The sequence below is a fragment of the Streptomyces sp. AK08-02 genome (assembly GCF_033795085.1).
GTDB classification, from domain to species: domain Bacteria; phylum Actinomycetota; class Actinomycetes; order Streptomycetales; family Streptomycetaceae; genus Streptomyces; species Streptomyces echiniscabiei.
Genome location: NZ_JARAZV010000003.1, coordinates 105,138 through 128,064, shown reverse-complemented (window position 1 = coordinate 128,064; position 22,927 = coordinate 105,138). Strand labels below are relative to the sequence as shown.

The following is a 22,927-nucleotide window of genomic DNA, read 5'->3' as shown; positions in this document are numbered from 1 at the left end:
CCGGGACGTGAGGTGTGCGGGACGTGGGTGCGGGGCGTTGGCGGCGGATCGCCAGCCAGATCGGGCGGAGCGTCGCGGTGTGGGCCGTGTCTACGCTCACGATGCTGGTGCTCGCCGGCCTCCTGCCGGACTTCCAGATCCGCACCGGTGACGGCGACAGCGCCACCCGGATCGCGGTCACCGCGGCCATCGGCGCCGGCGCCTTCGGTCTGCTGTCGGCCCTGGCCTGGCCGGTCCTGGTACGGCTCCTGCTGCTCGTGCCCGCCCTCGTACTGGGCCTGCTGGTCTTCTTCCTCAACGGCGGTCTGCTGCTCGTCGCCCTGCGGCTGACCCCGGCCGACCGCCCAGAGGCGGCCCCGGAGACGGCGGTGGTGGTCGCCGCCGTGATGTCCGCCGTGGCCTCGGCGACGGGCGCGGCACTGGCCGTACGGGACGACGACGCCTACCGGAGACGCCTCTACCGCCTCGCCGACCGACGCGGCCTCGCGCGGCCGTTCGAGGGCCCCACGACGCCCGGCGTGGTGTTCCTGCAACTCGACGGCGTCGGCCACGACGTCCTCGTCCGGGCCGCGGAGAAGGGGCTGATGCCGACCGTCGCGGGCTGGCTGGACGCCACCCACCGGCTCACCCCCTGGCGTACCGACTGGTCCAGCCAGACCGGCGCCAGCCAACTCGGCATCCTGCACGGCACCAACCACGACATCCCGGCCTTCCGCTGGTACGAGAAGGACACCGGGGAGGTCATGGTCTGCAACCGGCCCACCAGCGCCGCCGAACTCCAGCGCCGGGCCGTCGAACGCACCGGTGACGGCGGACTGCTCACCGTCGACGGGGCCAGCCGCGGCAACCTCTTCGGCGGCGGCGCCGCCGAGCAGGCACTCGTATTGTCCGTCGCCGGCCGACGCGGCCGGGAGAACCGTTCCCGCGCGGGCTACTTCGCCTACTTCTCCGACCCCGCCAACGCCGTCCGCACCGCCCTGTCCTTCTTCGCCGAGGTCGGCCGCGAGATCGGCCAGTCGACCATGGCCCGGATCCGGAAACGGCGCCCGAGGATCGCACGCGGCGGCCTCTACCCCTTCATCCGCGCCTTCGCGACGGTCATCGAACGGGACGTGGTCGTCGCCGCCGTGATGGGCGACATGCTCGCCGGGCGCACCGCCGTCTACGCCGACCTGGTCGCCTACGACGAGGTCGCCCACCACTCCGGGCCGCACAGCCGCGATGCGGAGAAGGTCCTCCAACGCCTCGACCGCGCCACCGCGCTGATCGCGGAAGTCGCCCAGCACGCGCCCCGCCCGTACCGGATCGTCCTCCTCTCCGACCACGGCCAGAGCCCCGGCGAGACCTTCCGGGGCCGGTACGGGCTCGGCCTCGGTGACCTGGTCCGGGCCGGCTGCGGACTGCCCGTGCCACGCAGGGCACGTCGTACCCACAGCGGGGCCGAGGCGCGGGCCGCCGTGCGCGCCGCGCTGCGCCGACCCGTCGAGGAGAACGGCGGACACCACGTGCCCACCGGCCACCACTCCGAACCGCTGGTGCTCGCCTCCGGCAACCTCGGGCTCATCTCCTTCCCGGACGTGCATCACCGCATGACCAGGGAGGAGATCGACGCCCGTCACCCCGCGCTGCTCACCACCCTCGCCAACCATCCCGGCGTCGGCTTCGTCCTCGTCGCGAGCGAGGCGCACGGCGGGGTGGTGCTGGGCGCGCACGGCGTGGAGATCCCGGTGGACGCGCTCGACGAACCGAGCGAACCGGGCGACGAACACGGCACTCCGCTGGCCGACTTCGGTTCCGGCGCGGCGAGCGCGGTGCGCCGTACACACTCCTTCCCGCACACCGCCGACATCATGGTCAACTCCTCGTACGACCCGGCCGAGGGCGAGGTGCTCGCCTTCGAGGAGCAGATCGGCTCGCACGGCGGGCTCGGCGGGGCGCAGGGCAAGCCGTTCCTGCTGGCGCCCTTCGCGCTGTCGGAGGCGGTCGAGGAGGGGACGGAACTGGTCGGCGCCGAGCAACTCCACCGCGTACTGCGGCGCTGGCTGCGCGAGTGCAACGGGCCGCAGGTGCCCCTGGAGGTCTCCGGGGACCACCAGGTCGCCTGAGCGCGGGCCGCCGGAAAATCGGCTGCGCTCCCGCTTCCGCGTACCCACACTTTTCGTACCGGACCTCGCGCCTTCGCGCGCTCCGGTCCTCTACGACCCCGGAGTTGCCGCGCCGCACACGACGCGGGCTGTCCGCCGGTCGCGGAGATCGCCGGAACGGGTCCGGGTGCACGGGCGCGGCGGGACCGTGCCGCGGCCGGGCGGCGAACTGCCGCACAGGGCCGACGACTTGCCGCCGGGGGCACCCGTGCCGGTCAGCACGGACGGCTGGTGCCACGTCCCGCGGGTGCGGCGCGAGCACGCCCATCCGATTCCGCGGGGCGCTCGTCTGCCGTTCACCGCCCATGGGCCCGTCTTTCGCGTGCAGTGAGCCGGAAGTGAGCCGGAGTGTGATCGGATGGGGGACACGGAACCCCGGCACCGGGACCACACGCGAAAGGAAGAACCGTGGCTACCACGCGCTCTGCACACACCGTCTGGGAAGGCAACCTGCTGGAGGGCAGCGGAGTTGTCACTTTCGACTCCTCCGGCGCCATCGCCGAGCAGCCCGTGACGTGGGCCTCGCGCGCCCAGGACGCGAACGGCAAGACCAGCCCCGAGGAGCTGATCGCCGCCGCCCACTCCAGCTGCTTCTCCATGGCGTTCTCGCACGCCCTGGCCGGCGCCGGAACCCCGGCCACCAAGCTCCTCACCTCGGCGGACGTCGTCTTCCAGCCGGGTGAGGGCATCACCGGCATCCACCTCACCGTGGAGGGCACCGTGCCCGGCCTCGACGAGGACGCCTTCGTCGCCGCCGCCGAGGACGCCAAGGAGAACTGCCCGGTCAGCAAGGCCCTGACCGGCACGACGATCACCCTGTCGGCGAAGCTCGCCTGACGTTCGCTCACCCACCCTGCCGCGCGCCTCGGTCCGAGGTGCGCGGCAGGGCCGTTTCCGGGGTACGTCATAGGAGGGACCCGGCGGAAGGGGACAGCTATGGCACGTGCGGTCGGGATCGATCTCGGGACCACGAATTCGGTGGTGGCCGTGTTGGAGGGCGGTGAGCCCACCGTCGTCGCGAACGCCGAGGGGGCGCGGACCACACCGTCGGTCGTGGCCTTCGCGAAGAACGGCGAGGTGCTCGTCGGCGAGGTCGCCAAGCGGCAGGCCGTGACGAACGTGGATCGCACGGCCCGCTCCGTCAAGCGCCATATGGGCGACGGGCACTGGCGGTTCCCCGAGCAGGGATCCGTGGACGGCACCAGATACCGCGCCCAGGAACTCTCCGCGCGCGTACTGCAGAAACTGAAGCGGGACGCGGAGGCGTATCTCGGCGAGGACGTCTCGGACGCGGTGATCACCGTCCCGGCGTACTTCGACGACTCCCAGCGGCAGGCCACCAAGGAGGCCGGCGAGATCGCCGGTCTGAAGGTCCTGCGGATCATCAACGAGCCGACGGCCGCCGCCCTCGCGTACGGCCTCGACCGGGGCGAGGAACAGACCGTGCTCGTCTTCGACCTGGGCGGCGGCACCTTTGACGTGTCGCTCCTGGAGATCGGCGACGGAGTCATCGAGGTCAAGGCGACCAACGGCGACACCGGACTCGGCGGCGACGACTGGGACCAGCGGATCGTCGACCACCTCGTCAAACGCTTCAAGGGGCAGTACGGCATCGACCTCGGTGCCGACAAGATGGCGCTGCAACGGCTGCGCGAGGGCGCCGAGAAGGCGAAGATCGAGTTGTCGAGCTCCTCCGAGACGACCGTCAACCTGCCCTATGTCACCGCCTCCGCCGACGGACCGCTGCACCTTGAGGAGAAACTGACGCGCGCCCGGTTCCAGGAACTCACCGCGGATCTGCTCGACCGCTGCAAGAAGCCCTTCAGTCAGGCGATCAAGGACGCGGGAGTGGAGCTCTCCGCGATCGACCACGTGATCCTGGTCGGCGGCTCCACCCGGATGCCCGCGGTCACCCAACTGGTCAGGGAACTCACGGGCAAGGACCCGAACAAGGGCGTCAACCCGGACGAGGTGGTCGCCCTGGGTGCCGCGCTCCAGGCGGGTGTCATCCGCGGTGACGTGAAGGACGTCCTGCTGCTCGACGTCACCCCGCTGTCCCTTGGCATCGAGACCAAGGGCGGCATCATGACCAAGCTGATCGAGCGCAACACCACGATCCCGACCCGGCGTTCGGAGATCTTCACCACGGCCGCCGACAATCAGCCCTCGGTCGGCATCCAGGTCTACCAGGGTGAACGCGAAATCGCCGCGTACAACAAGAAGTTGGGGGTCTTCGACCTCACCGGGCTGCCGCCGGCCCCGCGCGGCGTGCCGCAGATCGAGGTCGCTTTCGACATCGACGCCAACGGGATCATGCATGTCTCGGCGAAGGACCTGGCCACCGGCCGCGAACAGAAGATGACCGTCACGGGCGGTTCGGCGCTTCCCAAGGACGACATCGACCGTCTGATGCGGGAGGCCGAGCAGTACGCCGACGAGGACCGCGGGCGCCGGGAGGCGGCCGAGACGCGCAACCAGGCCGAGCAACTCGTCTACCAGACCGAGAAGTTCGTACGGGACAACGAGGAACGGGTGCCGGCGGAGGCGAAGTCCGAGGTCGCGGAGGCCGTCGCCGAGGTGAAGGCACTCCTGTCCGGGGAGACCGACATCGCCGTGCTGCGGGCGGGGGTCGAGAAACTCGCCACCGTCAGCCAGCGGATGGGGCAGGCGATGTACGCGCAGGCCCAGCGGGGGTCTCCGACGGAGAGCGGAGGTACGGGGGACGCCGGGTCTGCGGCGGAGGACGAGGGGGTGGTGGATGCGGAGATCGTTGATGACGAGCGGGGAGAGGGGGGTGGCGGGAAGGGGGCGGGGGTTTAGGTGGTTTGCGGGGTGCGGGCTCGTTGTGGTTGCTCGCGCAGTTCCTCGCGCCCCTGAAGCCCGCGCCCCTTCCGTCGGCACTCTTCAGGGTTTGCGGGCCACTCCCGCGTACACCGGCACTATGCCCTCCGCCTGGGCTGCCACGTCCTCCGGTTCCGGGCGCCAGCCGTAGACGGGGATGACGCCGGGGCCCAGCAGTTCGAGGCCGTCGAAGAAACGGTGGAACTCGGCGAGCGGGCGCGGGAAGAAGGGGGTGCCGCTGCGCCGGAAGTGCTCGGCCGCCTTCGCGATGGCCTCGGGACTGAGGTCCGGTGTGACCTGCGAGAGGACCAGATAGCTGCCCGGGGCGAGCGCGTCGACGTACGTCTTCAGCAGGCCGTGCACATCGTCGCCGTCGGTGTCGTCGCCCAGGTAGTGGGTCAGCGCGACCAGGGACAGCGCGACGGGCCGGGTGAAGTCGAGGGACTCGCCGGCCATGCGCAGGATCGTCTCCGGATCGCGGGCGTCGGCGTGGACGTACTCGGTCGTGCCCTCGGCCGTACCGTGCAGCAGGGCCTGGGCGTGGCGCAGGACGATCGGGTCGTTGTCCGCGTACACCACCTTGGCGTCGGGCGCGACGCTCTGGGCGATCTGGTGCAGGTTCGGCTCGGTGGGGATGCCCGTACCGATGTCCAGGAACTGGCGGATCCCCGCTTCGGCGGCGGTCCGTGTCGCCCGCTGCATGAACCGGCGGTTGGCACGCGCGCCGCGCAGCACCGTGCCGTCCACGGCGAGGATCCGGCGGGCCAGCTCCTCGTCCACCGGGTAGTTGTCCTTGCCGCCGAGCCACCAGTCGTAGACCCGGGCGGGGTGGGGTCTGCTGGTGTCCACGCGGGTGGGCGCGCCCTCGGGTGCGGTCATGCGGTGTCGCTCCTCAAGTTCCGTGATCCGTACATCCGTTGATCCCTGATCCGTGCTGCGGCTGATCAAGTCCCGTGGCAGGCGCCGTTGTTCAGTAGCCGTCGCGGTACTCGGCGATGATCTCCTTGGTGCGCTGGGCCGACGCGGCACCCGCCGTCATGTGGTCCAGGACCTCCAGGTGCGCGGCGACCTCGTGGCGGGAGTCCAGATACAGCGCACCGGTCAGGTACTCGGTGTAGACCATGTCGGGCAGTTCCGGCTCGGCGAAGCGGAACAGTTCGAAGGGCGCGGACGTGCCCGGATGCGGGCCGTCCATGAACTCGGCGACCTGGATGGTGACATGACCGCTCTCCGACACGTCGAGGAGCCGGTCCAGCTGGTCGCGCATCACCTGTCCGTCGATGCTCACGGGCCGGCGCAGCACGGTCTCGTCGATGATCACCCAGAGGTGGGGCGGGTGTTCGCGGGTCAGCAGCTTCTGCCGGGCCATGCGCAGCGACACATGCCGCTCGACCGCCTCGGGGCCTGTGTGGCCGATCGTCCCGGCCTCCATGACGGCACGCGCGTACTCCGGGGTCTGCAACAGGCCGGGCACGAAGTGCGGTTCGTAACTCCGGATCAGCCGGGCGGAGCCCTCCAGGCTCACATGCATGCTGAACCAGTCGGGCAGGACGTCGGAGAACCGCTGCCACCAGCCGGGCGCGTTCGCCTCCTCGGCCAGGTCCACGAACACGGCCACTTCGTCCTCGGGGACGCCGTACGCCGTCAACAGCACATGTACGTAAGGGATTTTGAGGGAGACCTCGGCCATCTCCATCCGCCGTACGGTCGCCGGAGCCACCCGCAGGACCCGCGCTGCCTCTTCCCGTTTCAGCCCGGCGGCCTCGCGCAGCTCCTGGAGCCGACGCCCGAGCACCACTTGGCCCACGGTGGGCGCAGCCCGCCGCTCACTCACGCCACGCCTCCCCTACGCGCCGAAGTATCGCGCACAGTGTGTCACGTTCCGCTGTCGGCCCGACAGATTCGAAACCCGGAGATTACCCCGGAGGTAATCGACCCCGGTGAGCGTGCGCGGAACAGTGGTGGCAACGGGTTCCGGGGCGGCGCACTCCGGTCCGGAACCCGGGTTCCGGTTCTGCATCGACTTCCGCACATCGACTTCTGCCTCGATTCTGCTTCGACTTCCGTCTCGACCTCGATGAAGGGGATCCGCCATGTCCGCAACCCAGTTCGCCGCGCTCGCCGCCCGGTCCGCCGAACCGCCCGTGATGCTGCGCCGCTTCCTGGCGCTGGACGCGCTGGTGACCGGAGCGAACGCGATCGCCTACCTGGTGGCGGCCGGCCCGCTCGCCCGTCTCCTCGGCGTCGGCTCGGGGCTGCTGCTCGAACTCGGCCTGGTCCTGGCCCTGTACGCCGGGGCCGTCGGGTGGCTGGCCTCGCGCGGGCAGCCGGGCGTGCTGCCGGTGCGGGTGGTGATCGAGGTCAACCTGGCTTGGGCGGTGGTCAGTTGTGTCGCGCTTGCTCTGTGGCTCACCCCGAGCACGGTCGGGACGGTCTGGGCGCTGCTGCAGGCGGCTGTCGTGGCAGGGTTCGCCGCGCTGCAGTACGTGTCGCTGCGAGCAAATCGCTGAGGAGCGCCAACGCGCCGACGCATCAACTCGTCATCGAGTGCAGGTACTTGACCGTCGCCGGGTCGGCCGGGAGGAGCGTCTCGATGGCCAGCTCGGCGACGGTGATGTCCATCGGGGTGTTGAAGGTGGAGATCGACGAGACGAAGGAGAGCACTCGGCCCTCGTGCTCGATCCGCATCGGCAGGGCGAACGCGAACGCGGACTCCGACGCGGATGTGGACGCCGAGTTGGCCGTCCGGTCCGCCGGGCCCTCCTGTCTCTCCCGTCCTTCCCTTCCCTCCGGTACCGGGTACGCGGCGACCTCCTCGTACAGCGCGCGCAGCGGGTCCGAGCGGTGCAGGGCTATCTGGCGTTCCATCTGGCCGAGCAGGTGCCCGCGCCACTCGGGAAGGTTGAGGATGCGCGAGGCAAGGCCGTCCGGGTGCAGGGTCAGGCGCATCGCGTTCAGCGGCGGCGCCAGCACGGACTCGGGGAGACCATCGAGGAGCATCAGGATGCCCCGGTTGGCGGCCAGGACGTCGTACGTGGCGTCGACCACGAACGCCGGGTAGGGCTCGTAGCCCTGGATCAGCCGCTCGATACCCTCGCGCAGGGACTCCAGCGCCGGGTCGTCGAGCGGGGTCTCGCGGTAGCGCGGGGCGTAACCGGCCGCCAGAAGAAGGGCGTTGCGGTCCCGGACCGGGACGTCCAGGTGTTCCGCGAGCCGAAGCAGCAGTTCCTCGCTCGGGCGGGAGCGGCCCGTTTCGACGAAGCTGATGTGGCGGGCGGAGGAGTCGGCCCGCAGCGCCAGTTCGAGCTGGCTGACGCGCCGCCGCTCGCGCCAGACCCGCAGCAGCGGGCCGGCTCCCGAGCGCGTGTTGTGCGCCTTGTCCGTGGGGGCGATGAGGCGGGCCGCGCCGCCGGTCGGGACCGTGGTCATACGACGACCGTAGCCGAGGCGTGCCGGAGAGGGGCGAACGCACGAGCGGCCGGTCCCCGACGTACGTAACAGTCGTCGGACACCCTCCTGACCTGGGCCGGAACGCCCGGCTTGTGGCACGCTGGGAGAGCACCCCACATCAGGGAAGGAGCGCGGCCATGTCCGTCGAACCGCTGTCGCAGAAGGAGACCGAGGACCGGCTGGAGCAGCTGCCGGGCTGGTCGCTCGACGGGGACCGCATCGCCCGTTCCTACCGCCTCGGCTCGCACTTCGCCGCGACGGCGCTGGTCATCCACATCGCCCAGGTCCAGGAGGAACTGGACCACCACTCCGATCTCACCCTCGGCTACAACACGGTCTCACTCACCGTGAACACCCACAGCGCGGGCGGTGCCGTCACGGACCTCGACTTCCAGCTCGCCCGCAGAGTCGAGGCCCTCGCACCGGGCCACGGGGCGAGCTGACCGGGCCGAGGGAACGCGATCGTGCTGGACTACAACCAGGAGGCGGGGCGGTACGACGCCTCGCGCGGCGGCGAGCCCAGGGCGGCGGCTGCCGCGGAAGCCGTGTTGAGCCTCGTACCCGAAGAGGCGCGCAGCCTGCTCGACGTGGGGTGCGGTACGGGCATCGTGACCCGGCGGCTCGCGGCGGCGCGGGCCGGGATGCGGGTGACGGGCGTCGACCTGACCGACGCGATGGCGAGGCGGGCCGCCGCTCGGCTGCCGGGGTCCGTCGTACTCGCCGATAGCCGTCAACTCCCCTTTTCGGACGGCAGGTTGGAGGCGGTGACCAGTGTGTGGCTGCTGCATCTCGCGGGGCGGGCCGAGGACGTCCGGGCCATCGTCGGGGAGTGCGCGCGGGTGCTGCGGCCGGGCGGGGTGTACGTCACCACCGTCGACAAGGGTGCCTCGCACAACGTGGGCAGTGACATCGACGCCGTCCTCGCCTCGCGCCCGTGGCGCGCGGCACCGGACGCGGCGGCCGTCGTCGAGGCGTACGCCGTCGAGCACGGGCTGGTTCCGGCCGGTGAGGCGCGCTTCCGGGGGCGAGGGCAGGGGCGCAGTCCCCGGCGGGCCGCCGCGGACCTGCGACGCGGATGGTTCATGACGTTACCGCCGGGCGACCCGCTCGCCGACGGCTTCGCCGCCAGACTGGAGGCACTGCCCGACCAGGACCGGCCCCGCCCGGACCCGGTGTTCACGCTGCGGGCGTTCCGGAAGCCTTGGTCGTCCTGAGGAACCATTCTTCCGGGGGCGTGGGTCGGTGCGGCGGCGGTTGCGGACCGTCCACTCGCCGTGCAGGTAGTCGAAGTCGTGCGAGCTGCTCAGGAGCGGTCTCCAGTGGTTCCCTCGGGCAGGCTGTCTGCCAAGTAGGCGCCCAGGTCCGGGACTTGGGGCGCCAGCAAGTGCCGTACCCAGGCGTCGCGTTCGTGCAGGATCGGCGGCAGCTCCCAGACGCAGCCGATCCAGGGGGCGTCAGGCGCGATGAAGTGCGTGGGGTCACGGTCCGGGCAGCCCAGCACCGGCTGGCCCGCCGCGGCGCCCCGGAAGTGCAGGACGTTGTCCCACACCCAGCTGTACGCGTTGAGGTAGGCGCCGTCGTCGCCGCCCCGGTGCAGGACGACGAAGGTGGCGGGCGGGGTGCCGTCCGGCTCGGGGAGCAGCTTCGGCAGCATCGCGTACGCGGCCTCCTCGACGTCGGGCGCGATACCTCCCGGGTCGGCCGTGACGTGGTAGCGCTTGATGTGCCGGCCGGCCACCTCGAGGGGTGGGAGAACGGTCAGCAGTTTCTCGCTGAACGGGGTGAAGGCGGTGACGGGGGCGTTGGAGGTGTCGGTGCGTACGGTCTACCGGGACGTCGAGGCGCTCAGCGCGGCGGGCGTGCCGCTGTACGGTGACGCGGGTCACGCGGGCGGCTACCGGCTGCTCGACGGCTACCGCACCCGGCTGACGGGCCTGAACGCCGACGAGGCCGAGGCACTGTTCCTCGCCGGGGTACCGGGACCGGCCGCCGAGCTCGGCCTGGGTGCGGTCCTCGCCGCCGCCCAGCTCAAGGTCCGTGCGGCCCTGCCACCTGAGCTGGGCGCCCATGCCGACCGGATCAGCGGCCGCTTCCACCTCGACGCACCCGGCTGGTACGCGGCCGGCGAAGAGACGCCGTACCTTCCAGCGGTCGCCGACGCGGTGTGGAACAGCCGTGTCCTGCATGTCGTGTACCGGCGCTGGCGCGAGCCCACCGATGTGGAGCGCCGACTGGAGCCGTACGGACTGGTGCTGAAGGCGGGGCGCTGGTACGTCGTCGCGGGGCCCGGGCCCCGCACCTTCCGCGTCGACCAGATTCTCGAACTCGCGGCGTCCGACGAGGAGTTCACCCGACCCGATGGCTTCGATCTGGCCGCACACTGGACGGCGTACCAGCGTGACTTCCATGACCGGCTGTACCGCGCCGAGGCGTTGGTGCGGCTGGCGCCCGGTGTGCGGCTGCCGCGGCCCGCCGCCGGTGCCGTCAAGGCCAACGGCGTTACCGATGAGGAGGGTTGGATCGTGGCGACGGTACCGATCGAGTCCGTCGACCGTGCCCACGAAGAGTTCCTGAGACTGGGCACGGGAATCGAGGTGCTGGCGCCGGCCGAGCTGCGGGAGCGGATCACGCGGACGGTGACGGAACTGGCGGCGCGATACAGCGACTTCACGCACCCGAGCGGCAACTCCCCTGCGGACGGCGGCGACTGAGGAGTGGAACCCGTCCGCCCCGCAGGAGGTAGGTACCGTGCAGCACCCGCAGCCGCATGCCCAGCCCCATCCCCCCACCCGCACCAGACGCCGGACCCTGCTGTCCGCCGTGACCGCCGGAGCGCTCGCCGCCGCAGGGCTGGTGACGCTCTCCGCGACGCCGGCCGAGGCTGCCACCGCCCGGCAGGTCGAGGCGCTCGACCGGGGTGTCGTCAGTGTGCACACCGACAGCGGCAACCTGGTCAGCTGGCGCTGGCTCGGCACCGACCCGAACGATGTGTCCTTCAACGTCTACCGGGCAGGTACGAAGGTCAACTCGACGCCGGTCACCGGTTCCACGAACTACTTCCACTCAGGTGCGGCCGCCCAGGCCGACTACACGGTGCGGGCGATCGTCGGTGGCGTGGAACAGGCCGACTCCGTCCACGCGATCCAGTTCCGCACCGGATACAAGGACGTTCCCATCACCCCGCCCGCCGGTGGCACGACCCCCGACGGTGTCGCCTACACCTACGAGGCGAACGACGCCTCGGTCGGCGACCTGGACGGGGACGGCGCCCTCGACTTCGTACTGAAGTGGCAGCCCACCAACGCCAAGGACAACTCCCAGTCGGGATACACCGGCAACACGATCGTCGACGGGATCAAGCTCGACGGCACGCGGCTGTGGCGGATCGACCTGGGCCGCAACATCCGCTCGGGCGCGCACTACACCCAGTTCCAGGTGTACGACTACGACGGCGACCGCAAGGCCGAGGTCGCCATGAAGACGGCGGACGCGACGGTCGACGGGACCGGTGCCGTCATCGGCAACTCGGCCGCGGACTACCGTAATTCGAGCGGATACGTGCTCTCCGGGCCCGAATACCTGACCATGTTCAACGGGCAGACCGGCAAGGCGATGGGCACCGTCGACTACGTCCCGGCGCGCGGCACCGTGTCGGCATGGGGCGACTCCTACGGCAACCGGGTCGACCGGTTCCTCGCCGGCACCGCCTACCTGGACGGAGCCCGACCCTCCCTGATCATGGCACGCGGCTACTACACACGTACGGTCCTCGCGGCCTGGGACTGGCGGAACGGGACGTTCACGCGTCGCTGGACCTTCGATTCCAGCTCCTCCACCAACAGTGGCAAGGGATTCGACGGTCAGGGCTCGCACAGCCTGTCCGTGGGGGACGTCGACGGCGACGGCAAGGACGAGATCGTCTACGGCGCGATGGCCGTCGACGACAACGGCAACGGGCTGTGGACGACGAAGACGGGGCACGGCGACGCCCAGCACCTGGGCGATCTGGACCCGGCGCACGCGGGCCTGGAGTACTTCAAGGTGTCCGAGGGCACCTCCCAGCCAGCCGAGTTGTACATCAACCCGGCCAATGGCACGGTCGACTGGAAGCTCGCCGCCTGCTGCGACAACGGCCGGGGAGTCGCCGGGGACATCTGGGCGGGCAACGACGGAGCGGAGGTGTGGTCGGCGTCGGACACCTCGATCCGTGACGAGGGCGGCGCCACCAAGGGCCGCGAGCCGTCCTCCGTCAACTTCCTGTCCTGGTGGGACGGCGACCCCGTCCGTGAACTCCTCGACGGCACGCACATCGACAAGTACGGCACGTCCTCGGACACCCGTCTGCTGACCGGCGCGTCCGTGCACTCCAACAACAGCACGAAGGCCACCCCGGCACTCTCCGGGGACCTCTTCGGCGACTGGCGCGAGGAGGTCGTCTGGGCGACGAGCGACAACACGGCCCTGCGCGTCTACTCCACGCCGATCGAGACGACGACGAGGATCACGACCCTGCTCCACGACACGATGTACCGCACGGGCATCGCCTGGCAGAACACCGCCTACAACCAGCCCCCGCACCCCAGCTTCTTCATCGGCAACAACATGCCGACGGCACCGAGGCCGACGGTGTACACGCCGTGAACGAGGGTGGGTGCGTGCCCCTCCCGGGAGGCTTCCTTCCGGGATACGCACCCACTTCCGCCGGGACCCCGCCGGCCCCGGCTGGCGAACCGGCCGGGCGCGGAGCACCCTGGAACGGGGGCCGCGCGTGTTCGTCGGGAGGCCGCCGTGACCAGTGCCGGATACCGCTCCAAGGCGGATGCCGATTTCTTCGCCGATGTCACCGACGTATTCAGAAAGCATCCTGAAGCTGCCCAGAACTACGCTCTGGCAAGCATGGTCCTGGAGCGGCAGATGAAGATCGATTTCACCCGGAAACACGGAATGTCCCGGGTCGACGGCGACCGGATCGTCACCGAGTTCAACGACCGGGAAACCGATCCGGAGGTGCTCCGCGCCCGCCTGTGCGTCAAGTGGGAACTCCACGGCCAGGACTTGGAGTGCGTGGACTGGATCGAAGCGCGGGAGTGAGGGGTGGGCGTGCGCTCCGCCGAGCGCACGCCCACCGGCGTGCTTCAGACGACCGTGCAGGACTGGTCGCCCAGCTTGAAGGCGGTCGGTCTGCCGTTCGTGCCCGGTGAGTTGCCCGTGAAGCCGAAGCTCACCGACGAGCCCGCCGCCACGTTCGCGTTCCAGTTCACGTTCTTCGCTGTCACCGTCGCACCGGACTGCGTGTACTCGGCGTTCCAGAGCTGGGAGACGGTCTGGCCGTTCGGGAAGGACCAGCCGAGTGACCAGCCGTTCCAGGCGGTGGTGCCGGTGTTGGCGAGTTTCACGTCCGCCTGGAAGCCGCCCGACCACTCACTGGTGACCTTGTACGTCACCGTGCAGGCCCCCGTGGGCGTGGGTGGGGTCGGGTCGGTGCCTCCGCCGCCCCCACCGCTCGTGTCCGACGAGTCGCCGTAGATGACACCCCGCCCGTTCGTCGACACGTACACGCGCCCGTACACCCTCGGGTCACCGGTGATCGCGTCACCCGTCCAACCCCACTGGTGGGCGTCGTCGTTGATACGCGTCCAGGTCGCCCCCTTGTCCGTGGAGCGGAAGATGCCGCGTACGCCGCCGATCTTCGCGCTCGTGTAGAGCGTCTGGTACGACGCTCCCGTCGCCGCCTTGCCGAAGCCGATCGTGTCGGCCTGGTCGACGTTCGCCAGCTTGGTGAACGTCGTACCGCCGTTCGTCGAGTGCCACAGGCCGTACGCGCCGTCCGACGCGCCGCCCGCCAGCCAGATGTCGCCCTTCGTGCCCGGCAACGCCTTGAAGCGCACGCTGTCGCCGGCCGGGAGACCGGTCGCCGCCGACGCGGTGAAGGTGGCGCCGCCGTCCGAACTCGCGTAGAACTTGCCCGACTTGAAGCCGTAGAACGTCTTCGGGTCCACCCGGTCCGACTCGACGATCGCTCCCGCCGGGATCCCCGACGCCGCCGCCCACGACGTACCGAAGCCCGTCGCGTACTGCACTCCCGTGCCCGCCGGGCTCCACACGAACCGGCTGCCGTCCGACGCCGCCGCGATCGTGCCGCCGCCCGAGACGCCCGAAGGATCCGTCCCCGCGAACCAGTTGGCGCCGTTGTCCGTGGAGAACGCGACATGCGGGCCGGAGTCCAGGTTGCCCACGCGGGCCACGATCCCCGGGTTGGTCTCCGCGTAGTCCAGGCTCGTGGTGGTGGTGAAGTTCGGTGAAGTGAACATCATCGAGGGGACCTTGGTGAGATCCGTGTGCCGGAATCCACCGATGTCACCCAGGGCGCTGAGCAGTACCGCGCCGCCCGACGGGGGAGCGGCCAGGTCGAGGACCGACGTCTCCTCCAGCCCCTGGACCATCGGCTTGATGCTGAACTGGCCGCCACTGTCCCAGTTGGTGAGGTTCTCGGTGCCGTAGACCGTGGCGCCGGTTCCGTACATCATGCGGTTCGAGTTGAACGGGTCGATCTCCATCGACTCCGTCATCCACCCCAGTTTCGGGCTCTGTTCGGGCGGCGACGGGTTGGCGCCGAAGGTCAGCCACGGTGAGGACGAGACATCCATCGTGTACCGGTTCGCGCGGGTGGGATACGAGGTGTAGTCCCATGCCTTCGTCCAGGTTCCGCCGCTGTCCGTGGAGCGGAAGAGCTGGGTGTCCGGCCACCACGAGCTGTACGCCGTCGCCATGACCGTGCCCGGCTTCTGCCGGTCGATCGTCAGCCCGCTGAACCCGTAGTAGGTGTCCGCCTCCGCGACCGGGCTGATGTTCGTCCAGGTACCGGTGGCCGTCGCGTACCGCCACAACTGGCCCTTGCCGCCGTCGTACGGTCCGCCCTTGTCGCTGTACGGCAGGTACAAGTAGCCGTTCTTCGCGTCCAGGACGCCCTTGTGGGCCAGATAGCCGGTGGGCTGTCCGGCGAGCCTCGTCCAGGTCGCGCCCGCGTCCGTCGAGCGGTACACCGCGTTGTCCTTGTCGGCGACCCCGACATAGATCGTGCGGGTCGTGCTGCCCGCCGTCCCCGTCGACTCGTCGAAGGTGACCCAGACGATCCCCTGGTTGTCGCCGGCGTACCCGCTGGTGTCGGTCGGATCCTGGGCGTAGTTCCCGACGTTGGGGAAGTTCGCCACCTGCGCCCAGCTCGCCCCCGAGTCCGTCGAGCGCCACAGCCCCTTGCCGCTGGGCGCGCCCAGATACAGCACGCTGTTCCTGTTCGGGTCGACGGCGAGACGCTCGCCCATACCGCGGCCGGGCATGTTGCCGCCCAACTTGAAGGGCAGGTCGGCCCGTTGCCAGCTCGCGCCCCGGTCACCCGACCGCAGCACGGCCCCGTTTCCGGGGTCCCAGCTGTTCGTGTACGTGCCGACAGCCGCGTACACCTTGTTCGGGTCCACGGAGTCGGAGGCGAGACTGACCACGCCGGTGTGGCCCCAGCGGTCCCAGCCGACCGAGTCCGTCAGCGGAGTCCACGTCTTCGTCGACTCCTGCCAGCGGTAGGCGCCGCCGATGTCGGTCCGGGCGTACGCGAGGTTCTTCTCGGTGCGGTTGAAGACGATCCCGGGGACGAAACCACCGCCGTCGATCCGGGCGTTCTTCCACGTGTACGTGTCGGCGGCGAGCGTCACCTCCGCGGCGTTCGGGGCGGCGAGGGCCACGGGACTGCCCGCCAACAGGCCTGCGGTCAGGGCCAGTACGGCCGTGAGGATACGGGTTCTTCGCATGGTGGGGGTCCTCTCGACAAGAGGTCTCATGGGTGGTGCGGGGGCGTGGGGGAGAGCAGGACACGACACCGGGCGGCCCCCAGTGCGGGAAGGGGCCGCCCGGCGCGGTACGCGGAGCTCAGGTCCGATCGGACCGGGCGGGGGCTATTCGAGTAGCTCCGCGTACGAACCCATGGCGAGGGCTATGTCCGCCTGGGCCCAGAACCGGTGGTAGGTGAACGAGGGCGCGGCGCCACCGGCCAGGTACGCCTCGATCTTCGACCAGTTGGGGTCGTTCTTGTAGAAGGAACGGAGTGAGGCGAACGTCGACGACGAGTTGACCGTGTCGCCGTTCGGCATCTTCCCGGTCCAGCCCGACGGCACGTAGACGGGGTCGTCGAAGCGGTTGTAGTCGGTGCGGGTCTCCGGGACGGCGATGCCCAGGGTGTCCTGGTAGTTGGACCACATGCCGTCGAGGAGCGCCTTCGCCGTCGTCGCCGCCTCGGTGTCACCGGAGCGGTCGGCGTAGTACGTCAGCGTCTTGGCGTACGCCGCCGCCACGCCCACGTCGTTGGTGTAGTCGGCGACGGTGACGTGAAGTCCCGCGTTGGCTCCCGGAGTTGTGGCGTTCCAGGTGTCGGGGGCGCCCGACCACTGGAGCGTGGAGGGAATCTGGTACGTCCCGTTCGGGTTGATGGTCGTCTTGGACAGCGCCCAGTCGACCCACTTGTCCAGGACACCCTTGGCCGCCGCGTTGCCCGTCTGCTGGTAGTACTCGGCGACCCGCTCCATGGACCACGCCTGGAAGCCGAACCACTGGTTGGACGGCGGGTCGTGGTACACCGGCTGCTGGTCGTAGTACATGCCGTAGAAGGTCGGCGTACCGGCCGGCGGAGTCGCGTAGCGGCCCTGCCAGCTGTTGGTCGCGCCGCCCGCGATGGCACCCTCGTTGGACTGGAGCCAGCGGTAGAACTCGATCTGCCGGCCCAGTGACTTCGACCAGTCCGCCTGCCCTGTCGCCGACTTGGGCTTGAGATCGGCGGACGAGCTGAGCGCGTAGGCGGCCAGGGGGTTCTGGTAGCCGCCGTGCGTGTGGCTGGAGCCGATGCGCCAGGCCCAGCCGGCCGAGGTGTCGGTGGCGCCGCCCCACGCGTAGTACCAGGACATCAGATAGTGCGAGGCGTCCTTGCCGGTACCGGCCGCGCAGGCCGTCGGGCCGACACAGTTCCCGATCTTCTTGAAGTACTTGTCGTACATGGAGTAGCGCAGATAGTCGCCCATCTTCGCCGCCTTGCCGACGGTCGTCGAGACGTCGGCACCCTTGCCCTGCTGCTTCGCCCAGACGTCCGCCCAGTACGCGGCCTGCACGGCACGCGCGTCGGCGTCCGGGGCGTTGGTGAACTTCCACTGCTTCGCGTACGACGCGTCGCCGGTGAACAGGTCCAGGTACCCGTTCGTACCGCCGTACTTGAAGGCGTCGCAGGTCGGCTGCGGAACGGTCTCCCACACCGATTCCTGCGGTCCGCGCTGGAAGGTGTTGATGTAGGAGGGGCCGGTGTCCGTCGGGCCCGCCTCGCACTTGCCGGGCGAGTTGCCGTAGCCGTACACGTTGTCGACGTCCTGGAGCCAGTGCATACCGTAGACGTCATCCGTGCCGTACGCGCTCTTCAGCTCGGCCGCGATCGGGTCCGTACCGACCGAGACACCGGTGTCCAGCTTGGCCGGGTACTGGCTCGGCAGGTCCCACTCGGGGGCGTACGTCGCCGGCTTGGAGGCGTTGTAGAAGGAGTTGGTCGGCTGGTCGGCGTGGGTGGGGATCATGTACTGCTCCATGATCGACCAGGCGCCGTTGAACTTGCTCCAGTCGCCCGTCACCTTGCCGTACATGGCCTGCAGCCACAGGAGGTAGCTGTACGCCTCCGACGTGGTCTCGTGGCCCTGGTCCGGCGCCTCGACGATCAGTGTCTCGACCGAGTGATAGGGGATGCCCTCGGGGGAGAAGTAGCCGCTCGCCGGGTTGGTGATCTTGCCGTAGAGGTCCAGGAACCGGGCGTCGTACACCTTCGAGGCCGCCAGTTCTGTGACGGTGACCGTCGCCTTGGCGTGCCCGGTGGCCGTCGAGTCGAAGGCCGCCGATCCGGTGCCCGTCGCGTTGGCGGTGATCGTCACCTTCTGCGCCGTGTTCCAGTTCGCCGGCGTGAAGGTGAGCGAGGCGCCGCCCGTCACGGACAGTCCCGTGTTGCCGCTCGCGCGAGCGGTCGACACGGTCACATTGGCACTCGGCTGCGTCGACAACTTGACGTCGTACGTCCCCGTCTTGCCTTGCTGGACGCCGAGTTGGGTGGGTACGGCGACCACGGCGGGACCCGAGGCGACCGTGATGCCGACCGGCGTGGACGGCGCCGAGGCGCCCAGGCTGTCGTACGCCTTCGCCAGCAGCGAATGACTCCCGACGGCCAGTGAGGTCGCCGAGTACGTGTACGGCGCGGTGGTGTCCGTGCCGAGCAGCGTGGTGTCGTCGTAGAACTCGACCTTGGTGATCGTCGCGCTGTCCGCCGCGGCCGCCGTGGCCGCCATCGGCACCGCGGTGCCCTGCGAGTAGACCGCGCCCGCTGTCGGGCTGGTCAGCACGGTGACCGGCGGCTGGTGGGCCCCGGCGCAGGTCGTTCCGTTGACCGCGAACGACGTCGGCGCCGCGTTGGCGCCGCTGTACGTGAACTGTCCACCGGTGCTGACCGCCGCGCCGGCGGCGATCGTCGCGTTGTACGTCGCGTTCTGCACGGTGACCGTCTGGCCGGACTGGGACCAGGTGCCGTTCCAGCCGTTGCTGAGCTTCTGGTTGCCCGCGTAGGCGTACGTCAGTGTCCAGCCGTTGATGACGTCCGTACCGCGGTTGGTGATCGTCAGATCCGCGGTGAAACCGGAACCCCAGTCGTTCGTCTTGTAGTCGACGCTGCACTGGACCACCGCCGCCTGTGCGGAGGTCGTGCCGGTCGCGAGCATGGTCAGGGGGAGGGCGAGGGCCGCCACGACAGCGGTCCAGAACCGCCGCGTGACGCGGCGTCTGCGATGGGGGTGCATGGTGCTGGTTCCTCCTAGCGGGCTCGGAGGTGCTCGTGGAGATGTGGGGAGGAGCAACAAGCCTTGAACCAGTGGGAGCGCTCCCATAGTGAGGACAGGTGTGTCAAGGGTCAAGGTGTTTGAAGACTCGAATTGATTCGACGACGACATCTGATGGAAACACGCAACCCCCTCTGTCCTTTGCCGTCACTTGGCGCTAACTTCGTTGACACCAGTGGGAGCGATTCCGTCAGTCGACGCGTCCGTAACGACGCGCCCGATCTGCAAGGAGTCGCTCATGCGACACCCTCCGCGTTCAGGTCTTTTACTTGTGCTCGGCGCTGCCGTCGCCCTTGTGGGCACGGCGGTCGCGCCGGTCCTCACAGCATCGGGAGCCACCCCCGCGTGCACGGTGGAGTACTCGGTCACCAGTACCTGGGACGCCGGTTTCCAGGGCTCCGTCAGGATCACCAACAACCAGACGGCGCTCAGCAGTTGGAGTCTGACCTTCGACTTCGGCGCAGGTCAGAAGCTCACCCAGGGCTGGAACGCCAAGTGGTCCCAGTCCGGCACCACCGTCACCGCGGCCAACGAGAGCTACAACGGCTCGCTGGGCACGGGCGCGAGCGTCAGCGCCGGGTTCATCGCCTCGCGGTCCGGGAGCAACCCCGTGCCGGCGTCGTTCAAGCTCAACGGCACGACATGCAACGCGGATTCGGAGCCGAGCCCGACACCGACTCCGACCCCGTCATCCACCGTTCCACCGGTCCCCGAGGCAGGGGCACCCGCCCTGCACGTGTCCGGCAACAAGCTCGTCGACTCCGGCGGCGCCACCCGGCGGCTGCTCGGCGTCAACCGCTCCGGCGGCGAGTTCGCATGCGTCCAGGGCAACGGCATCTGGGACGGACCGGTCGACAACGCCTCGGTCAAGGCGATCGCCGACTGGAAGGTGAACACCGTACGCATCCCCCTGAACGAGGAGTGCTGGCTCGGCCTGTCCAACATCAAGCCCGAGTACGCGGGCGCCAACTACATCGCCGCCGTCAAGGACCTGGTGGCGAAGGTGAAGGCGAACGGTATGACGCCGGTCGTCGAACTGCACTGGACCTGGGGCCAGTACACGGGCAACTCGGCCGGCTGCTCCGACGTGCACGCGAGCTGCCAGAAACCGATGCCCGACATGCAGTACTCGCCCGCCTTCTGGACCTCGGTCGCGAACACCTTCAAGGGTGACCAGACCGTGGTGTTCGACCTGTTCAACGAGCCCTACCCGGACCGCGCCACCTCCACGGCGGCCCAGGCCTGGACCTGTTGGCGGGACGGCGGCACCTGCTCCGGCATCGGGTACGAGGTAGCCGGTATGCAGGATCTGATCGACGCGGTCCGCTCCACCGGCGCCAAGAACGTGATCCTCGCCGGCGGGCTCGCGTACTCGAACGACCTCAGCCAGTGGCTGACGTACAAACCCACCGACCCGGCGGGCAATCTCGGCGCCGCCTGGCACATCTACAACTTCAACTCCTGCTCCAGCGAGAGCTGTTGGAACTCGACGCTCGCACCGGTCGCCGCCCAGGTCCCACTGGTGGCGGGTGAGATCGGCGAGAACACCTGCGCACACTCCTTCATCGACCGGGTCATGAAGTGGTTCGACGACCGCTCCCTGTCCTACCTCGGCTGGACCTGGAACACCTGGAACTGTGCCACCGGCCCGTCCCTGATCTCCGGTTACGACGGCACACCCACGGCCTTCGGAATCGGTCTGCGCGACCATCTGCGCGCCATCGGTTAGTGCACCAACTCCCCTTCCCAGCAAGGCGCTTCGCACCCCACAGGAAAACGAGAGGACAACCGCACTCATGAGCCGTACCAGAACAGCGATCCTCGCCTCCATGGCGCTGGTCGCCGGTGCCACCGGTGCCGCGGCGGCCGCCGCGCAGGCCGATGTCGGCATCGCCGCGATCCCCTGCACCGTCACCTACACGGTGCAGAACCAGTGGTCCACCGGCTTCACCGCCGCCGTGACGGTCACCAACAACAGCGCGGCCAAGACCAGTTGGGCCGTGAAGTGGGCCTACGCCGGTAACCAGCAGGTCACCAACGGCTGGAACGCGAAGATCACCCAGTCCGGCACCGCCGTGACCGCCGCCAACGAGACCTACAACGGCACGCTCGCCACCGGTGGTTCGGCGAGCTTCGGCTTCCAGGGCAGCTACAGCGGGACGAACGCGATTCCCACCACCTTCACCCTCGACGGCGTCACCTGCAACGTCGACGGTGGGACCGGCCCCACGAACCCGCCGGACCCCGGCACCGGTACGAGGGTCGACAACCCGTACGCCGGCGCCAAAGTGTACGTGAACCCGGAGTGGTCGGCGAAGGCCGCTGCCGAGACGGGCGGCAGCCGGATCTCCAACCAGCCCACCGGCGTCTGGCTGGACCGGATCGCCGCGATCAACGGAGTCAACGGCGGGATGGGCCTTCGCGCCCACCTCGACGCGGCACTCCAGCAGAAGGGCACCGGCGAAATGGTCGTCCAGCTGGTCATCTACGACCTGCCCGGACGGGACTGCGCCGCCCTCGCCTCCAACGGCGAACTCGGCCCGACGGAGATCGACAAGTACAAGACCCAGTACATCGACCCGATCGCGGCGATCCTCGCGGACACCAAGTACGCGGGCCTGCGTATCGTCACGACCGTCGAGATCGACTCGCTGCCCAACCTCGTCACCAACACCGGCAGCCGGGTCACGGCCACGCCCGCGTGCGACGTGATGAAGGCGAACGGCAACTACGTCAAGGGTGTCGGCTACGCGCTCAACAAGCTCGGTGACGTGCCGAACGTCTACAACTACGTCGACGCCGGCCACCACGGCTGGATCGGCTGGGACGACAACTTCGGTGCCTCCGCGGACCTGTTCAAGCAGGCGGCCACCGCCGAGGGCGCGACCGTCAACGACGTGCACGGGTTCATCAGCAACACGGCGAACTACAGCGCCCTGAAGGAGAACAACTTCACCATCAACGACTCCGTGGCCGGCAAGTCGGTCCGCGAGTCGAAGTGGGTGGACTGGAACCGGTACACCGACGAACTCTCCTTCGCACAGGCCTTCCGCAACCAGCTGGTGTCGGTCGGCTTCCCGTCCACCATCGGCATGCTGATCGACACGTCCAGGAACGGCTGGGGCGGCACCGCACGTCCCACCGGCCCGGGCGCGACGACCACCGTCGACACCTATGTCGACGGCGGACGCTACGACCGGCGCTTCCAGACCGGCAACTGGTGCAACCAGTCCGGCGCGGGTCTGGGCGAACGCCCGAAGGCCGCTCCGGCGGCCGGGATCGACGCGTACGTGTGGATGAAGCCTCCGGGCGAGTCCGACGGCTCCAGCTCGGCGATCCCGAACGACGAGGGCAAGGGCTTCGACCGGATGTGCGACCCGACGTACACCGGTAACCCGCGGAACAACAACAACATGTCGGGCGCGCTGCCGAACGCGCCGGTCTCCGGGCACTGGTTCTCGGCGCAGTTCCAGGAGCTCATGAGGAACGCCTACCCGGCACTTTAGGCTCCGCCGGTTCAGCGGTTCAGCGGTTCGCTTTTGACCGCGGGTCCGGTGGGGGCTGGTCGCGCAGTTCCCCGCGCCCCTGGGG

General features: G+C 69.5%; 17 protein-coding genes and 1 pseudogene. 12 read left to right on the top strand and 6 right to left on the bottom strand.

The annotated features are described in order from the left end of the window. Positions 1 to 14: 14 nt before the first annotated feature. The 4 genes and pseudogenes from PV734_RS06940 to dnaK all read left to right on the top strand — a co-directional run bounded on the left by PV734_RS06940 (position 15) and on the right by dnaK (position 4,964). Positions 15 to 2,105: a phage holin family protein gene (locus PV734_RS06940; protein ID WP_319094689.1), complete on the top strand. Its 2,091-nt coding sequence runs from the start codon at positions 15 to 17 to the stop codon at positions 2,103 to 2,105. Between the two features lie 111 nt (positions 2,106 to 2,216). Continuing rightward, a pseudogene (locus PV734_RS06935) lies at positions 2,217 to 2,475 on the top strand (hypothetical protein); the annotation flags it as partial. 77 nt (positions 2,476 to 2,552) lie between these two features. Continuing rightward, positions 2,553 to 2,981 carry an OsmC family protein gene (locus PV734_RS06930; RefSeq protein ID WP_319094690.1) on the top strand — a complete coding sequence of 143 codons (429 nt, stop codon included), beginning with the start codon at positions 2,553 to 2,555 and terminating at the stop codon, positions 2,979 to 2,981. A gap of 99 nt (positions 2,982 to 3,080) precedes the next feature. After that, a complete protein-coding gene (gene dnaK / locus PV734_RS06925; protein WP_319094691.1) occupies positions 3,081 to 4,964 on the top strand; it encodes a molecular chaperone DnaK in 1,884 nt (627 codons plus the stop codon). An 84-nt stretch (positions 4,965 to 5,048) separates the two neighbouring features. Here the strand turns inward: dnaK and PV734_RS06920 are convergent, their stop codons facing one another. Continuing rightward, a complete protein-coding gene (locus PV734_RS06920; RefSeq protein WP_319094692.1) occupies positions 5,049 to 5,864 on the bottom strand; it encodes an SAM-dependent methyltransferase in 816 nt (271 codons plus the stop codon). A gap of 91 nt (positions 5,865 to 5,955) precedes the next feature. After that, on the bottom strand, positions 5,956 to 6,819 hold the full coding sequence (locus tag PV734_RS06915) for a helix-turn-helix transcriptional regulator (protein ID WP_319094693.1): 864 nt from the start codon (positions 6,817 to 6,819) through the stop codon (positions 5,956 to 5,958). Between the two features lie 259 nt (positions 6,820 to 7,078). Between PV734_RS06915 and PV734_RS06910 the strand changes: the two genes are divergently transcribed. Continuing rightward, positions 7,079 to 7,495, top strand: coding sequence for a hypothetical protein (locus PV734_RS06910; protein WP_319288937.1), 417 nt, complete (start codon positions 7,079 to 7,081; stop codon positions 7,493 to 7,495). Between the two features lie 22 nt (positions 7,496 to 7,517). On the opposite strand, the gene PV734_RS06905 is transcribed toward PV734_RS06910, so the two are convergent. Beyond that, positions 7,518 to 8,414, bottom strand: coding sequence for a helix-turn-helix transcriptional regulator (locus PV734_RS06905; RefSeq protein ID WP_319094695.1), 897 nt, complete (start codon positions 8,412 to 8,414; stop codon positions 7,518 to 7,520). Between the two features lie 158 nt (positions 8,415 to 8,572). Here PV734_RS06905 and PV734_RS06900 point away from each other — a divergent pair, with 158 nt between their 5' ends. Both PV734_RS06900 and PV734_RS06895 read left to right on the top strand, forming a co-directional pair. Next, complete coding sequence (locus PV734_RS06900; protein WP_319094696.1) at positions 8,573 to 8,878, top strand: 4a-hydroxytetrahydrobiopterin dehydratase; 306 nt, start codon at positions 8,573 to 8,575, stop codon at positions 8,876 to 8,878. Positions 8,879 to 8,899: 21 nt separating this feature from the next. Beyond that, positions 8,900 to 9,649: a class I SAM-dependent methyltransferase gene (locus PV734_RS06895; protein ID WP_319094697.1), complete on the top strand. Its 750-nt coding sequence runs from the start codon at positions 8,900 to 8,902 to the stop codon at positions 9,647 to 9,649. Between the two features lie 89 nt (positions 9,650 to 9,738). Here the strand turns inward: PV734_RS06895 and PV734_RS06890 are convergent, their stop codons facing one another. Further along, positions 9,739 to 10,173 (bottom strand): hypothetical protein, encoded by a 435-nt coding sequence (locus PV734_RS06890; protein ID WP_319094698.1) that lies wholly within the window; start codon positions 10,171 to 10,173, stop codon positions 9,739 to 9,741. Between the two features lie 52 nt (positions 10,174 to 10,225). Here PV734_RS06890 and PV734_RS06885 point away from each other — a divergent pair, with 52 nt between their 5' ends. The 3 genes from PV734_RS06885 (at position 10,226) to PV734_RS06875 (ending at position 13,526) form a co-directional block, all read left to right on the top strand. Then, a complete protein-coding gene (locus tag PV734_RS06885) occupies positions 10,226 to 11,146 on the top strand; it encodes a YafY family protein (RefSeq protein WP_319288936.1) in 921 nt (306 codons plus the stop codon). Between the two features lie 37 nt (positions 11,147 to 11,183). Then, positions 11,184 to 13,076, top strand: coding sequence for a rhamnogalacturonan lyase (locus PV734_RS06880; protein WP_415924162.1), 1,893 nt, complete (start codon positions 11,184 to 11,186; stop codon positions 13,074 to 13,076). Positions 13,077 to 13,223: 147 nt separating this feature from the next. Further along, entirely contained in the window at positions 13,224 to 13,526 is a 303-nt protein-coding gene (locus tag PV734_RS06875) for a hypothetical protein (protein WP_319094700.1), read from the top strand. Positions 13,527 to 13,570: 44 nt separating this feature from the next. Here PV734_RS06875 and PV734_RS06870 read toward each other — a convergent pair whose 3' ends face one another. Next, positions 13,571 to 16,237, bottom strand: coding sequence for a cellulose binding domain-containing protein (locus tag PV734_RS06870; protein ID WP_319288935.1), 2,667 nt, complete (start codon positions 16,235 to 16,237; stop codon positions 13,571 to 13,573). Positions 16,238 to 16,381: 144 nt separating this feature from the next. Beyond that, a complete protein-coding gene (locus tag PV734_RS06865) occupies positions 16,382 to 19,297 on the bottom strand; it encodes a glycoside hydrolase family 48 protein (RefSeq protein ID WP_319094702.1) in 2,916 nt (971 codons plus the stop codon). A 277-nt stretch (positions 19,298 to 19,574) separates the two neighbouring features. Between PV734_RS06865 and PV734_RS06860 the strand changes: the two genes are divergently transcribed. Together PV734_RS06860 and PV734_RS06855 are read left to right on the top strand one after the other, a co-directional pair. Then, positions 19,575 to 21,065, top strand: a complete 1,491-nt coding sequence (locus PV734_RS06860; RefSeq protein WP_319094703.1) for a cellulase family glycosylhydrolase — start codon at positions 19,575 to 19,577, stop codon at positions 21,063 to 21,065. Positions 21,066 to 21,132: 67 nt separating this feature from the next. Beyond that, complete coding sequence (locus PV734_RS06855; protein ID WP_319288934.1) at positions 21,133 to 22,842, top strand: glycoside hydrolase family 6 protein; 1,710 nt, start codon at positions 21,133 to 21,135, stop codon at positions 22,840 to 22,842. Positions 22,843 to 22,927: the final 85 nt, after the last annotated feature.

Bases quoted from the DNA above. Each gene is read 5' to 3' on its own strand.
- PV734_RS06905 (WP_319094695.1), bottom strand. From the start codon at position 8,414: ATGACCACGGTCCCGACCGGCGGCGCGGCCCGCCTCATCGCCCCCACG.
- PV734_RS06865 (WP_319094702.1), bottom strand. From the start codon at position 19,297: ATGCACCCCCATCGCAGACGCCGCGTCACGCGGCGGTTCTGGACCGCT.
- PV734_RS06855 (WP_319288934.1), top strand. From the start codon at position 21,133: ATGAGCCGTACCAGAACAGCGATCCTCGCCTCCATGGCGCTGGTCGCC.
- PV734_RS06910 (WP_319288937.1), top strand. From the start codon at position 7,079: ATGTCCGCAACCCAGTTCGCCGCGCTCGCCGCCCGGTCCGCCGAACCG.
- dnaK (WP_319094691.1), top strand. From the start codon at position 3,081: ATGGCACGTGCGGTCGGGATCGATCTCGGGACCACGAATTCGGTGGTG.
- PV734_RS06860 (WP_319094703.1), top strand. From the start codon at position 19,575: ATGCGACACCCTCCGCGTTCAGGTCTTTTACTTGTGCTCGGCGCTGCC.
- PV734_RS06900 (WP_319094696.1), top strand. From the start codon at position 8,573: ATGTCCGTCGAACCGCTGTCGCAGAAGGAGACCGAGGACCGGCTGGAG.
- PV734_RS06920 (WP_319094692.1), bottom strand. From the start codon at position 5,864: ATGACCGCACCCGAGGGCGCGCCCACCCGCGTGGACACCAGCAGACCC.
- PV734_RS06870 (WP_319288935.1), bottom strand. From the start codon at position 16,237: ATGCGAAGAACCCGTATCCTCACGGCCGTACTGGCCCTGACCGCAGGC.